Genomic DNA, 13,621 nt, shown 5'->3' with positions numbered 1-13,621 from the left:
ATGAAACGTCCTATTTATCTTGACTACGCAGCAACCACTCCTGTAGATCCGCAAGTTGCAGAACGCATGATGGAGTGCCTGACTTTTGATGGGACTTTCGGTAATGCCGCTTCTCGCTCACACGCTTATGGCTGGCAAGCAGAAGAAAAAGTTGAACATGCACGTGAACAAGTTGCTAACTTGATCAAAGCAGACCCTCGTGAAATCGTGTGGACTTCAGGTGCAACCGAATCTGACAACCTTGCGCTTAAAGGTGTAGCACAATTCTACGCTTCTAAAGGCAAACACATCATTACCTCTAAAATTGAGCATAAAGCCATTTTAGATACTTGTCGTGAGCTTGAATCTGAAGGTTTTGAAATCACCTACTTAGAGCCACAACCACAAACAGGTTTAATTACTCCTGAAATGGTTGAAGCGGCAATTCGTCCAGATACGATTTTAGTATCTTTGATGATGGTGAATAACGAAATTGGCACCATTACCGATGTCGCTGCAATTGGCGAAATCACACGTGCTAAGAAAATCTTCTTCCACGTTGATGCTGCACAGGCCGCTGGTAAAGTTGAAATTGATTTATCTACTTTAAAAGTAGATTTGATGAGCTTCTCTGCACACAAAATCTATGGTCCTAAAGGTATTGGTGCACTTTTCGTTCGCCGCAGCCCACGTGTTCGTTTAAAAGCACAAATGCATGGTGGAGGTCACGAACGTGGTATGCGTTCAGGCACACTTGCAACACACCAAATTGTAGGTATGGGCGAAGCGTTTGAGCTTGCTGGTCAAAACTTAGCTTCTGAACAAGCACGTTTACGTGTATTGCGTGACAAGCTTTGGAATGGCTTAAACTCAATGGAACAAGTGTTCCTGAACGGCCACCCAACTCAGAACGTAGCAAACTACTTAAATATCAGCTTCAACTTTGTTGAAGGTGAATCTTTAATGATGTCACTGAAAGATGCTGCAGTATCTTCTGGTTCTGCATGTACATCTGCAACTTTAGAACCATCTTATGTATTGCGTGCTTTAGGTCTTTCAGACGAACTTGCACATAGCTCAATCCGCTTCAGCTTTGGTAAATACACCACTGAAGAAGATATTGATCATGTACTTGAAGTCACTAAAGCTGCTGTTGAAAAGTTACGTGAACTTTCACCACTTTGGGATATGTACAAAGAAGGCATTGACCTTTCTAAAGTGGAATGGACTGAGCACTAATTCATCCCTAAATCTAATGGCTTTGTTAGGAAGCCATTAGATTGATAAAGGTAATTTTACCCCCATATTCATATTAAGGCTGACCCCGAGGTTTGGAGAAGCGACATGGCTTATAGCGATAAAGTAATTGATCATTACGAAAACCCTCGTAATGTTGGCGTTTTAGACAAAAATGCTGAAAATGTTGGTACAGGTATGGTGGGCGCACCTGCATGTGGCGATGTAATGCGTCTACAAATTCAAGTTAACGATGAAGGCGTGATTGAAGAAGCACGTTTCAAAACTTATGGTTGCGGTTCTGCAATTGCATCAAGTTCGTTGGTAACTGAGTGGCTTAAAGGTAAAACTTTAGATGAAGCTCAAGCCATCAAAAACATTGATATTGCCAATGAGTTAGCCCTTCCACCAGTAAAAGTACACTGCTCTGTGTTGGCAGAAGATGCAATCAAAGCTGCTGTTGAAGACTATCGCAGCAAAAAAACTAAAGCTTAATTTGCTGGGTTTTGTGAAAAGATAAACGGAGTTTTCATGATCAATTTAACTGAAAATGCTGCAACTCATATCAGCAATTATTTAAAAAATCGCGGTAAGGGTGAAGGTATTCGCGTTGGCGTGAAAACTTCAGGCTGTTCTGGTTTGGCTTATGTGCTCGAATTTGTAGATGAAGTAGATGCACATGACCAAATGTTCGAACAGTTTGGCGTTAAAGTTTTCGTAGATCCTAAAAGTCTAGTGTATCTAGATGGTATGGAAATGGACTACGTTAAAAACGGCTTAAACGAAGGTTTTGAGTTCAACAACCCCAATAAAAAAGGCGAATGTGGCTGTGGTGAATCTTTCACTGTATAACCAGCACCTCCCTCTTTTATGACTTAAAACAGTGTACAATGCACTGTTTTAATTGCATTTATGCAGTCATTTTTGCACACTAATTGCGGATTCCATCTCCCATGAATCATTTTGAGTTGTTCAATCTTCCCGTCGCACTCGATATTGATTTCGCTACTTTAAAAGCTGAATTTTTAAAGCTGCAGCAACAATATCACCCAGACAAAGCTGAAGACAAAGATCAAGCCCTGATTAAATCTAGTGAAATTAATCAAGCCTTTAAACAACTCTCTGCAATTGACAGTCGTGCAGCTTATCTGCTGTCACTGAAAAAACAGGATTATCACTTAGATCAATCTATTCATGATTTTGAATTTTTACAGGATGCTCTAGAAATTCGAGAGCAACTGGATGATGCAAGTGCTGCCGAAGACCTGCAGTCCCTCAAAGTTGAAGTTCAGCAATGGATTGATGGTTTGGTACGTGAGTTTAAAATTGACTATGCCGAAGAAGATTGGGCTGAAGCACGAGACACAGTCCGCAAGTTACGTTTTTTCATTAAAGTCATGGCAGATATAGACAAAGCTGAAGATCGTTTCTTAGATGACGATAGCTTTGATTTAGATGATGATTTTTAATTTAGTGTATTTAAATATTTAACGGGCAAAGGATTTTACATAATGGCGCTCTTGCAAATTGCAGAACCAGGTCAATCAAGTGCACCGCATGAACATCGTATCGCGATTGGTATTGACTTAGGCACCACCCACTCATTGGTTGCCACCATACTTTCTGGTAAAGCCAAAGTGCTACAGGATGAACAAGGTCGTGTACTACTGCCTTCAATTGTCCATTATGCAGAACAAAGCAGCCAATATGGTAACGATGCTGCGCCGTTTATTACTACAGATCCTAAAAATACCATTGTTTCTGTTAAGCGCTTTATGGGGCGCTCTAAAGCAGACATCAAGTTTCAACACCCCTACACTTTGGTGGGTGAAGACACTCAAATGCCTGCTTTTGAAACAGCACAAGGTCGTAAAACGCCTGTTGAAATTTCCGCAGAACTGCTTAAACAGCTCAAAGACCGTGCTGAAGTAAGCTTGCAGAATCCAATCAATGGTGCAGTAATTACTGTTCCTGCTTATTTTGATGAAGCACAACGTCAAGCTACCCGTGATGCGGCAGAACTCGCAGGCTTAAAAGTTTTACGCTTATTAAACGAACCTACTGCTGCTGCAGTTGCATACGGCTTAGATCAGGAAACCAATTTAGAACAAGACCGTAACTATGTTATTTATGACTTAGGTGGTGGTACTTTCGACGTTTCTATTTTGCGTTTTTCACAAGGTGTCTTTGAAGTTTTAGCCACTGGCGGTCATACTGCTTTGGGTGGTGATGACTTAGATCGCTTAATTGTAAAATGGGCAAAAAAACAGCTTCAACTTGAACACTTAAATGATGCAGAGCATGCGCATTTTATTGTGTCTGCCCGCAAAGCCAAAGAAGCGCTTAGCCAAGCAGAAAGTGTTGAATTAAAACTTTTAGAGCATACCCTACACTTAGACCGTGCAACTTTTGAAAGCATTATTCAGGTTGCATTGGATAAAACCATTAGTGTATGCAAACGTGTTATGCGTGATGCCAAACTTGACTTAGATGACATTCAAAACGTGGTTTTGGTTGGCGGCTCAACACGCTCTTATGCTGTACAAAAAGCAGTCCAAGAAGTCTTTAATCAAGAACCATTATGCACCATTAACCCAGATGAAGTGGTTGCAATTGGCGCATCTATTACGGCTAATCAGTTAATTGGCAACAGTAAAGATGGTTCTTTATTATTGGATGTTACCCCACTGTCTTTAGGTTTAGAAACCATGGGCGGTTTGGTCGAGCGTCTTATTTCACGTAATACCGCCATTCCAGTAGCACGTCGTCAAGAATTTACGACCTATCAAGATGGTCAAACAGCAATGTTGATTCATGTCGTACAAGGCGAACGTGATTTGGTGGAACATTGCCGCAGCTTAGGCCGTTTTGTCTTACATGGTATTCCACCAATGACCGCAGGTCAGGCACGTATCGAAGTTACTTTCCAAGTCGATGCCGACGGCTTGCTCAGTGTGTCTGCCAAAGAAACGACCTCTGGTGTCAGCGCAAATATTGATATCAAACCTTCTTATGGCTTGTCTGAAGCAGATACCGAGCGTTTGCTACTTGATGGCTTTAAATATGCCGAAGAAGACAAACAATTGCGTCATTTACACGAAACTAAAGTTGAAGCACAACGCGAACTTGAAGCCTTACAACAAGCTTTAAAAGTTGATGCACAATTACTTAGCTCCACACAGCTTGAAGCATTAAATGCAGCAAAAGCACAATTAGATGCTGAATTGGTAGGACAAGATATTAAAGCCATTGAACATGCCGTTGAACAGCTTAAAATACACAGTGACGCCTTTGCAGCGCTTCGTATGAATCAGCATATTGATGCGGCACTCAAAGGTACCAAACTTGACGACTGGTCAAACTCAAACTAATTTAAGGTAAAGATTATGCCACGTATTAAAGTACTTCCACATGCGCAATTCTGCCCAGAAGGTGCTGAGTTTGAAGTCGAACAAAATGCAAATTTATGCGAAAGCCTTTTAAAAAATGGCATTAAAATTGAACATGCCTGTGATATGTCTTGTGCATGTACTACCTGCCACGTTGTTGTACGTAAAGGTTTTGACAGCCTAGAAGAAATGGATGATGTAGAAGCTGACTTACTAGACCGTGCTTGGGGCTTGGAGCCTGACTCTCGTCTGTCTTGCCAAGTTAAAGTTGTGGATGAAGATTTAGAAGTTGAGATTCCAAAATACACGATTAACCATGCTTCTGAAAATCACTAATTCTTTTTGTTATAAAGAACTTAAAAGGCTGCCTCGGCAGTCTTTTTTATTTTGCGAATAACAAAATGATAACTTGAGTATTCTGCCAATATGCTGCTGTTAGCGGCAGTGTAAAAATGACCCCCTAATGGCATTTAAAAACTGACCCCCTTGGTTAATATAGCGGTCATTTTGGACTGCTCAACATGTTAACTTTGGAGCAAGCAGTGACAATCCAAATACTTCATCAGCAAGGTAAATCTATTAAAGCCATTACTCGTGAACTGGGGGTGTCCAGAAATAGGTAATCCCCCCTAAAAATAAAAGGATCTAAAAGTAGAATTTTCTCTTAAGATACGAGCAGGAGATTCTGCATGAAAACATCTAAATTTACTGACAGCCAGATCATGTCCATTTTAAAACAGGCGAAGTCTGGCACACCTGTAGCGACCCTTTGTCGTGAACATGGCATGAGTAATGCCACGTTTTGTAAATGGCGTGCCAAATATGGCGGTATGGATACCTCATTGATGGCTCGACTGAAAGAGCTGGAAGCAGAAAATACCAGACTAAAAAAATGTATGCTGAAGAGCGATTAAAGGCCGAAATCATCCAGGAAGCGATGGCAAAAAAGTGGTAAAGCCATCTTGCCGGCGTAAGATGGCACAACAGGCAGTTGCCCAGCATGCCATTAGTATTCGTTTGGCTTGTAAAGCATTTGGCATTAGTGAAACCTGCTACCGCTATCAAGCCAAACTCAGCGATGACAATGCACTCATTGCTGAACAGCTCATTGAACTCACTGAGGAAAATTCCGATTGGGGCTTTGGTTTGTGCTTCTCGTATTTACGGCATGTTGAGAGTTGCTGCTGGAATCACAAGCGGGTTTACCGCATTTACTGTGAGTTGGCACTGAATCTGCGTATTAAACCGAGAAGAAGACTAAAACGGCACGCGCCTGAACCATTGAAAGAACCAATCCGAGAAAATCAGGTCTGGTCATTAGATTTTATGCATGATCAGCTGATCGATGGTCGAAAGTTCCGATTATTAAATGTGATTGATGACTACCGTCGAGAAGGCTTAGCGATTGAAGCAGGATTCTCATTACCTACAATCCGAGTTATTCGTACGTTGAATCAGTTGCTGGAGTGGCGAGAAAAGCCGTTAGTTATTCGGTGTGACAATGGCCCGGAGTTTATCAGTCATGAATTTGTACGCTGGGCAACTGAACAAGGTATTCGTATTGAATATATTCAACCAGGTAAGCCACAGCAGAATGCGTATATTGAACGTTATAATCGGACTATACGTTATAGCTGGCTAAGCAAGCATCTATTTGACACACTGGAAGAAGTACAAGATTATGCAACGAGTTGGCTGTGGCATTACAACTATGAAAGACCACACCAAGCAAACAAAGGAAGGCCACCTCTAATGGCTGCTTAACCTCTACTTTTAACTTCGGTTATTTATGGGAGGATTACCGAAGGAAAACTCTATAAAGTTCCATTATCTAAAACTTCAAACAATATTTCAGAACTCATTTTAATTAAAAGTTTTGAACAAAATATGCAAACCATAGGTGCGTAAAAATTAAATGATACTGAAATTCCTTTTCAGCTAACAGAAAAAATAGCTTACACCGACTCTAATATAGAGCTGAATATTGGCCAAAAAACATATACATACGGGTTTAAAAACAATGCAGAACAAGCTGTAATTGCCCAGCTTAGCCTAAACTCACCTAAAATTGTGGTTATGGAACTCAAACCATTTGAAGCAAAAATGCAAAAAGTGCAACTGAACATGCAACCACAATCGGATGAATTAGCTCAATCTATTGCTGAAACAGGCAAAGCAATTGTGCATATTAATTTTGCTGTAGATAGCGCCAAAATTGAAGCATCTAGCCAAACAGCTATTCATGAAATAGTGAAACTACTGCAACAGGATCCACAATTAAAATTATCTATTGATGGGCATACAGATAATACAGGTCTAGCGCAGCACAATTTAAAACTTTCTGAATCAAGAGCTGAAGCTGTTAAAAATGCGCTCATACAAGCAGATATTCAGGCAGATCGTTTACAGCCACGAGGTTTCGGTGCGTCACAACCCATTGCTGACAACACAACGGATGAAGGCAAAGCCTTGAATAGACGTGTAGAATTAGTGAAAATTCAATAGCTTTCGGAGTTAGTTACTCACAGGCAATAACAATATTTTAACTAAGTGCTAATTTCATTCAACTCAGACTGGATGGAATTGGCCTATGTTAAACGCTTGTTTAATAATTTCCTGATGCAGAACTGCTGTTTTATTTTAGTGCTAATGATATTGTTCTGGTTGGCTCGGTTCTGGTGTGGTTTCAATCACTTCATCTTCAAGATTCAGTTTCACGATGCCTTGAGAGTTGGTCAGATGTTGCTGGGTTTGAATACGCTTGATCATTTTTTCCAGTACCGTAATCAGTTCAGGATACTCAAAGTTTTGCACTTCATCTAAGTTCAGCAATAAATGAAAACCTTTGTATTCGTAGTCAAACCAACGCTGATAATCAGACTTACTGGCGGCATATTTTTCCATCACCTGCCATGTTCTGACTGGCCCCTGAATTCCTTTTAAAAAGATCGGCGCTTTAGGCGCACACAAATAATCATCTTTAATTAATTTATAAGTGTCATCTGATAATAAAATTTCATCCACCTCTGCTGCACTTTGCAAACGTGCAGCTAAGTTGGCATCACGCCCTACAATGGTATAGGCCATACGATGTGCTGCGCCATAATTCCCTACGTGGCAATAACCCGTACTAATGCCCATACGAATATGCAACGGTGGATACCCCATTTTAACCCAGCGCTCGCGCAATAATTTCATTTGCTGACGCATGGCAATTGCCATTTCCACACAAGTTTTTGCGTCTTGTTCTACGCCTTGAGTATTCGGGTCTCCAAAGAAAATTAAAATCGCATCACCCATGAACTTATCTACCGTCGCTTCATATTGCTTGGCAATTTCAGTCATGTGACTCAAATAATCATTGAGTAAAAATGCTAAATCGTCTGGAATTAAGGTTTCAGAAAGCTCTGTGAAACCCTGAATATCTGAAAAGAAAATCGTCATTTTCTTACGTTTATATTCAATTTTTGCTTCAGATTCCCCTTTCATAATAGATTGCCAAAGCTGCAATGGTGCATAACGGCTTAACTGATTGGCAAACTCCATATAACGGTTCATTTGGCTATAATAATGGTCTTTTTTTGCCATCGTGAAACGAATTCGCTGCGCTTGATATGCACTGCCCATACCAAAATAAAAAATCATGCACAGAAAAGATAAAATGGTCAGTTCGGTACTACTTTGTTCAAAGTACTCATGAAAACCAAAAATAAAAATATTACAAAGATAAAAAACGCTAACAGCAAGTAAAGACGCTAAGGCCACTAAAAAGAAGGAAACTTTAATATAAATTGCAGTGTATAACAGCGCAAACAACGCCACAAAAGTCAGAACCAAGTTTAAATGTACTGCAGAAAGACAGGTAGCTACGACAACAATATCAATAATAAATAATAAGTTACGCTTAGCTTGATGATTTCGTTTGTATTGAATCCAGCGTGAGAGTTTAGGAATAATTAATAAAAGAAAAATAAGAAAAATAGGAAGATAGATTTGGTAATTGGTATCGGCATAGGTGTAGTGGTATACCACCATAATCAGGGATAAACTCGCATACCCGACTAAACGATGCAGGAATTCGAATTGTTTGGGATCTTTTTCCATCCAATTATACATGAACGCCGCAACCTACTCCGATTTAGGATTAAAATGCCACGCTTCCTGCGTGGCACCCGTGTTTAGAATTAATCCATTCTCCAGTCAAAAGGCATATCCCCTTGACCACGTAGCGCAAGCATTAAAGTTTGACGCATGTGCGCTAACACTTCATTGCTATAAGGAACTGCTGGTGTACCCCAAACAGGTTTAGGCCATGCCACGTCATTTTGATAACGCACAACATGATGAAAATGCAATTGTGGAACCATATTACCCAATGCAGCAACATTCATTTTATCGGCACGGAATACACGTGATAACTGGCTAGATAACCAGCTCGATTCACGTAAAAATTGTTCTTGGTCTGCCTGACTTAATTCATATAGTTCTGTAACCCCTGGCACACGTGGAATTAGAATTAACCAAGGGAATTGCATATCATTCATTAAACGACATGTTGACAGAGGAAAGTCGCCTACAAAAAAAGTATCTTGAGCAAGTTGTGGATGCAAACTAAACATATCTTTATAAATGACGCAAATTGTAATGATGGGTAATACTATCACATCCCTATTGAACTGAGTATGATTCCCATCGTGTTTCAGTACAAATAAAACATAATTTAATCACAATATTATCATGAAAAATTTTCATCATAGAATCATAAGCTTCTAGATAAAGTTTTCATAAACTTGTGTTTAAACTTCGTGTTTCAATTGCAGGTTTTAAACTCAGTTGTGCAAGGTTTTTAACAAGCTGTTCAGCATGTCAGCGATAAACTGAATCCGCTTTTCAGGCTCTTCCAACATCACCATGACTTTTAAACGCTGCCCGCCATCCATACGGAAATAAGTCGGATGTTTTTGCATCATTTGAATGATGCTGATGGCTTGCACTGGCGTGTCTGGTGAAAATTCGATATGACCACCATTACTGCCAATATCTATTTTGGTAATACCCAACTGTTCTGCTTTTAAACGTAGTTGATGCACTGCAAACAATTGCTTCACTGCTTGTGGTGGAATACCAAAACGGTCTATTAACTCCATACGAATATGATCGAGTTTGTCTTGGGTATCGGTATTACTAATACGCTTATAGAACAATAAGCGTTGATGTACGTCACCCAAATAATCATCAGGAATTAACGCAGGCATGTGTAGGTTAATTTCAGCAGTCAATGACAACGGTGCATCAAAGTTCGGAGTCTTACCTTTTTGAATGGCTTTGGTGGCTTTTTCCAACATTTCCATATACAAGCTATAGCCAATGGCTTGCATTGAACCACTTTGTTGCTCACCTAAGAGCTCACCTGCACCACGAATTTCTAAATCTTCTGTCGCAAGCATAAAACCTGCGCCCAAGGTTGATGCACGTTGAATTGCATCTAGGCGTTTTTCAGCATCACCTTTTAAGCCCTTGATAGACGGCACAAGTAAATAAGCATAGGCTTGGTGATGTGAGCGCCCAACACGTCCACGTAACTGATGCAGCTGTGCCAATCCAAGTTTGTCGGCACGTTCAATTAAAATGGTGTTGGCATTTGGAACATCAATCCCTGTTTCAATAATGGTTGAGCATACCAAAACATTGTATTCTTTATGATAAAACTGCTGCATGACCTGTTCTAGTTCACGCTCTCGCATCTGTCCATGCGCCACAGCCACCCGTGCTTCGGGCACTAACTCACGAATCGTTTGTGCACTACGCTCTATAGTTTCTACTTCATTGTGCAGGAAGTACACCTGACCACCGCGTAATAACTCACGTAAAATAGCTTCTTTTACGGTATCGCCCGTATGTTCCTGCACAAAGGTTTTGACTGCTAAACGGCGAGCTGGTGGCGTTGCAATAATCGACAAATCACGCATACCACTAAATGCCATATTTAAGGTACGCGGAATAGGTGTCGCAGTAAGCGTCAGCATATCTACATCAGCACGCAGCGCTTTAATCCGTTCTTTATCACGCACACCAAAACGGTGTTCTTCATCGACAATCATTAAGCCTAATTGCTTGAACTGAATATTTTCTTGCAGAATTTTATGCGTGCCAATCACAATATCGACTTTGCCTTCGGCTAAATCTTCAATGGTTTTTTGATGTGATTTGCTCGAACCAAACCGTGATAAGACTTCTATACGTACTGGCCAATCGGCAAAACGATCTTTAAATGATTCATAGTGCTGTTGTGCCAACAAAGTCGTTGGAACCAGTACAGCCACTTGTTTATTGTTCTGTACTGCTACAAATGCAGCACGCATCGCCACTTCAGTTTTACCAAAACCGACATCACCACACACCAAACGATCCATAGGTTTCGCCAATTGCATGTCGTGCAAGGTCGCTTCAATGGCATTGGCTTGATCTAGGGTTTCTTCATAGGCAAAGCCGCTAGCAAATTGCATATACAAGCTATGATCTAACTCAAAAGCAAAGCCAGGTTTAGATTGGCGACGTGCCTGAATATGCAGCAATTCAGCCGCCACATCATGAATTTGCTCCAAAGCTTTGCGCTTGGCTTTATTCCACGCATCTGTACCCAACTTATGCAAAGGTGCAAGGTCTGGATCACCACCACTATAGCGGCTAATTAGGTGTAAATTGGTCACAGGCACATACACTTTAGCTGCATCTGCATAATCGAGCTGCAAAAATTCATGCTCTTGTTCATCGATGCTTAAAGTGATTAAACCTGCATAGCGCCCCACACCATAATCAATATGTACCACAGGTGCACCAATGCTTAATTCGGTCAAACTGCGAATTAAAAACTCTTCAGAAACTTCCTGCTGGCGTTTACGACGGCGTTGTACTACCCGATGCTCATAAAGCTGATTTTCTGAAATAACACTGAGTTTATCTTGAATGACTAAACCACGATCTAATGGTGCATTGGTGATTGCAATGGCTTGTAATGACTGCTGAAAGGCCTCAAAACTGTCGACTTGTGGAATTTCACCCAAAGCGGCTCGTAACGCATCTTTTAAAGTTTCTCGACGGCCTGCACTTTCTGCTACCAATAAGACAGGATGATTAGCAGCATCAATATATTGCTTCACTGCATGAAAGGGTTTTTCTTGTTTTGGATCTACAGCTAAACGTGGTGGTGTTAAGGTATTAAGATTCACTACACCTACTTTTTGCTCAAAAGCTTCGGGAGATGCAATCACTCGTCCAAACTGATTCAGCTGTTCTAATAATTGGTTCGGTTGTAGAAATAATTGTTCAGGTGGCAAAATTGGCTGGTCGATGTTATGACGTCGGTCTTCATAACGATACAATACATCTTTCCAAAATTGAGTCAGTCCTTCATCCACAGCCTTATCTGTAATGACAATGCAATGCTTAGGTAAGTACGAAAGCAGTGTGTTTTGACCTTCAAGCTGTTCATTAGTGAAAAATAGCGGGAAATAAAACTCTAAACCTGGTGATGCGATACCTTCCAACACATCCTGATACACTGGGTTCTTTTTTGGGTTGGCTGTTGGAAAACTCTCTGCATATCGGTCACGGAAAACTGCACGACCTTCTTTTAACGGAAACTCTTTCGCGGGTAAAACTGTAAAGTTTTTCAGACTTTGCGTGGTACGCTGCGTTTCTGGATCAAAAAACTTTAAGGTTTCAACTTCATCATCAAATAAGTCAATACGAATGGGGGCTTCCTGTCCCGAAGCATAAATATCCATAATACTGCCACGTACGGCAAACTCGCCGTGATCATAGACTGTATCAACCAAATGATAGCCTGCTTGTACCAAACGCTGTTTTTGTTGTTCTAAAGCAAATTTTTGCCCAACACGGATATCAAAATGCTCACCGAGTACCCACGTAGTTGGTGCAACACGCTGCGCCAAAGTCGTTGCAGATACCAGTAACACACCTTGCTGTGGCATATTGGACAAAATTGCCAAACGCTCTGAGACAATGTCTTGATGAGGTGATAGACGGTCATACGGTAAAATTTCCCAATCTGGGAAAATGGTCGGTTTAACCCCATAAAACTCTAATTCACTTTCCAACTGCGCCAAGTGTTGTTGATTCCGCGCCACAATGACAAATAAATGCCGACTCTGCTGACCAATTTCTTTAAACAATAATGCCGCAGCAGAACCTTGTAGATTGCCAATCCAGCGTTTTTCACCCGCTTTAAGTTGCGCTAAGTTGAGTTGAGAAATTTCGTGTTGGAACATGTATATAGCTATAGGATCTAAACAACATGGGGCTTATACTAGCACGATGAATTGACGGATTTGCGTAATTTTTATTAATCCTAAAGCCTGTATCTTTCTCGTACTGGCACGCGATTTTGAGTTAGGTTTTATATCTGGGAATGACTTTAAAATTGTATTCACTAATTTTGTGCTATGCAGACCTTACTTTTTATCACGTAAGAACTGTCGATAATAATCATTCAATTTTTTAACAATTACCTTAAATTCAAGCAAATTTTCTTCTGTATTGCCCACCATTTCATTAAACCGCTGCTGTGCAATTTCAAGATCAATTTTTTCATTGATAATCATGGCTGTAGAATACAGCTGTGCTAAATCATCAAACTGCTGCATACGGCGGTTTGACAAATAATTTAATCGTTCTGCCAAAATTTTGTTTAAAACAATCCCTTCTACAATATACCCCTGCTCAGCATCCCATTGTATTTGATGTGCTTCAAGATAAGCCTCTTCTTCTGCTTGCGCTTTATTTTTAAATAAACCTGTCAGCTTATTGAGCATATTGAACCTTCGGATGGGATGAATCTAGCAAAGTGCTGCACAGTTTAAAGGCTACACTGAACTGGATGCAACTGATCGAGTTTTATAGGCGTTCACTGTATTTAGCAAAGAATGACTGTGCTTAGGCTATTTGTAATAGACTTTTATTTTCAACGCTATTATTTCCCACCCTAAAAATGCAAA

11 protein-coding genes and 2 pseudogenes are annotated in these 13,621 nt (G+C 40.5%); 9 read left to right on the top strand and 4 right to left on the bottom strand.

Annotation, left to right across the window (positions count from 1 at the left end; all coding sequences use genetic code 11):
• The 9 genes and pseudogenes from HHA42_RS04185 to HHA42_RS04145 all read left to right on the top strand — a co-directional run bounded on the left by HHA42_RS04185 (position 1) and on the right by HHA42_RS04145 (position 7,109).
• Positions 1 to 1,218: an IscS subfamily cysteine desulfurase gene (locus HHA42_RS04185; protein ID WP_168525494.1), complete on the top strand. Its 1,218-nt coding sequence runs from the start codon at positions 1 to 3 to the stop codon at positions 1,216 to 1,218.
• 105 nt (positions 1,219 to 1,323) lie between these two features.
• Positions 1,324 to 1,710, top strand: a complete 387-nt coding sequence (iscU, locus tag HHA42_RS04180; protein WP_168419045.1) for a Fe-S cluster assembly scaffold IscU — start codon at positions 1,324 to 1,326, stop codon at positions 1,708 to 1,710.
• A 36-nt stretch (positions 1,711 to 1,746) separates the two neighbouring features.
• Complete coding sequence (gene iscA / locus HHA42_RS04175; RefSeq protein ID WP_168419044.1) at positions 1,747 to 2,067, top strand: iron-sulfur cluster assembly protein IscA; 321 nt, start codon at positions 1,747 to 1,749, stop codon at positions 2,065 to 2,067.
• A 101-nt stretch (positions 2,068 to 2,168) separates the two neighbouring features.
• Entirely contained in the window at positions 2,169 to 2,684 is a 516-nt protein-coding gene (hscB, locus tag HHA42_RS04170) for a Fe-S protein assembly co-chaperone HscB (RefSeq protein ID WP_168419043.1), read from the top strand.
• Positions 2,685 to 2,726: 42 nt separating this feature from the next.
• Positions 2,727 to 4,586 (top strand): Fe-S protein assembly chaperone HscA, encoded by a 1,860-nt coding sequence (hscA, locus tag HHA42_RS04165; RefSeq protein ID WP_168525492.1) that lies wholly within the window; start codon positions 2,727 to 2,729, stop codon positions 4,584 to 4,586.
• A gap of 15 nt (positions 4,587 to 4,601) precedes the next feature.
• Positions 4,602 to 4,940 carry an ISC system 2Fe-2S type ferredoxin gene (gene fdx / locus HHA42_RS04160; RefSeq protein WP_168419041.1) on the top strand — a complete coding sequence of 113 codons (339 nt, stop codon included), beginning with the start codon at positions 4,602 to 4,604 and terminating at the stop codon, positions 4,938 to 4,940.
• A gap of 185 nt (positions 4,941 to 5,125) precedes the next feature.
• Positions 5,126 to 5,221: pseudogene (locus HHA42_RS04155) on the top strand (helix-turn-helix domain-containing protein); the annotation flags it as partial.
• Positions 5,222 to 5,293: 72 nt separating this feature from the next.
• Positions 5,294 to 6,368: pseudogene (locus HHA42_RS04150) on the top strand (IS3 family transposase).
• 360 nt (positions 6,369 to 6,728) lie between these two features.
• Positions 6,729 to 7,109 carry an OmpA family protein gene (locus HHA42_RS04145; protein ID WP_168525490.1) on the top strand — a complete coding sequence of 127 codons (381 nt, stop codon included), beginning with the start codon at positions 6,729 to 6,731 and terminating at the stop codon, positions 7,107 to 7,109.
• 141 nt (positions 7,110 to 7,250) lie between these two features.
• Here the strand turns inward: HHA42_RS04145 and HHA42_RS04140 are convergent, their stop codons facing one another.
• From HHA42_RS04140 to HHA42_RS04125, 4 genes are all read right to left on the bottom strand, one after another.
• On the bottom strand, positions 7,251 to 8,720 hold the full coding sequence (locus HHA42_RS04140; protein WP_168419379.1) for an adenylate/guanylate cyclase domain-containing protein: 1,470 nt from the start codon (positions 8,718 to 8,720) through the stop codon (positions 7,251 to 7,253).
• A 68-nt stretch (positions 8,721 to 8,788) separates the two neighbouring features.
• Complete coding sequence (locus HHA42_RS04135) at positions 8,789 to 9,223, bottom strand: HIT family protein (protein ID WP_004976660.1); 435 nt, start codon at positions 9,221 to 9,223, stop codon at positions 8,789 to 8,791.
• A gap of 210 nt (positions 9,224 to 9,433) precedes the next feature.
• A complete protein-coding gene (gene mfd, locus HHA42_RS04130; RefSeq protein WP_168419378.1) occupies positions 9,434 to 12,895 on the bottom strand; it encodes a transcription-repair coupling factor in 3,462 nt (1,153 codons plus the stop codon).
• Positions 12,896 to 13,078: 183 nt separating this feature from the next.
• Entirely contained in the window at positions 13,079 to 13,438 is a 360-nt protein-coding gene (locus HHA42_RS04125) for a hypothetical protein (protein ID WP_168419377.1), read from the bottom strand.
• Between the last annotated feature and the right edge of the window lie 183 nt (positions 13,439 to 13,621).

Origin of the sequence: Acinetobacter sp. A3 (genome assembly GCF_012371415.1) — a bacterium.
Lineage (GTDB): Bacteria > Pseudomonadota > Gammaproteobacteria > Pseudomonadales > Moraxellaceae > Acinetobacter.
Note: the sequence above shows the minus strand (reverse complement) of the source record. Positions and strands in the feature narration are given on the sequence as shown.

Coding starts and splice junctions, on each gene's coding strand:
- HHA42_RS04185 (WP_168525494.1), top strand. CDS start 1: ATGAAACGTCCTATTTATCTTGACTACGCAGCAACCACTCCTGTAGAT.
- iscU (WP_168419045.1), top strand. CDS start 1,324: ATGGCTTATAGCGATAAAGTAATTGATCATTACGAAAACCCTCGTAAT.
- iscA (WP_168419044.1), top strand. CDS start 1,747: ATGATCAATTTAACTGAAAATGCTGCAACTCATATCAGCAATTATTTA.
- hscB (WP_168419043.1), top strand. CDS start 2,169: ATGAATCATTTTGAGTTGTTCAATCTTCCCGTCGCACTCGATATTGAT.
- hscA (WP_168525492.1), top strand. CDS start 2,727: ATGGCGCTCTTGCAAATTGCAGAACCAGGTCAATCAAGTGCACCGCAT.
- fdx (WP_168419041.1), top strand. CDS start 4,602: ATGCCACGTATTAAAGTACTTCCACATGCGCAATTCTGCCCAGAAGGT.
- HHA42_RS04145 (WP_168525490.1), top strand. CDS start 6,729: ATGCAACCACAATCGGATGAATTAGCTCAATCTATTGCTGAAACAGGC.
- HHA42_RS04140 (WP_168419379.1), bottom strand. CDS start 8,720: ATGTATAATTGGATGGAAAAAGATCCCAAACAATTCGAATTCCTGCAT.
- HHA42_RS04135 (WP_004976660.1), bottom strand. CDS start 9,223: ATGTTTAGTTTGCATCCACAACTTGCTCAAGATACTTTTTTTGTAGGC.
- mfd (WP_168419378.1), bottom strand. CDS start 12,895: ATGTTCCAACACGAAATTTCTCAACTCAACTTAGCGCAACTTAAAGCG.
- HHA42_RS04125 (WP_168419377.1), bottom strand. CDS start 13,438: ATGCTCAATAAGCTGACAGGTTTATTTAAAAATAAAGCGCAAGCAGAA.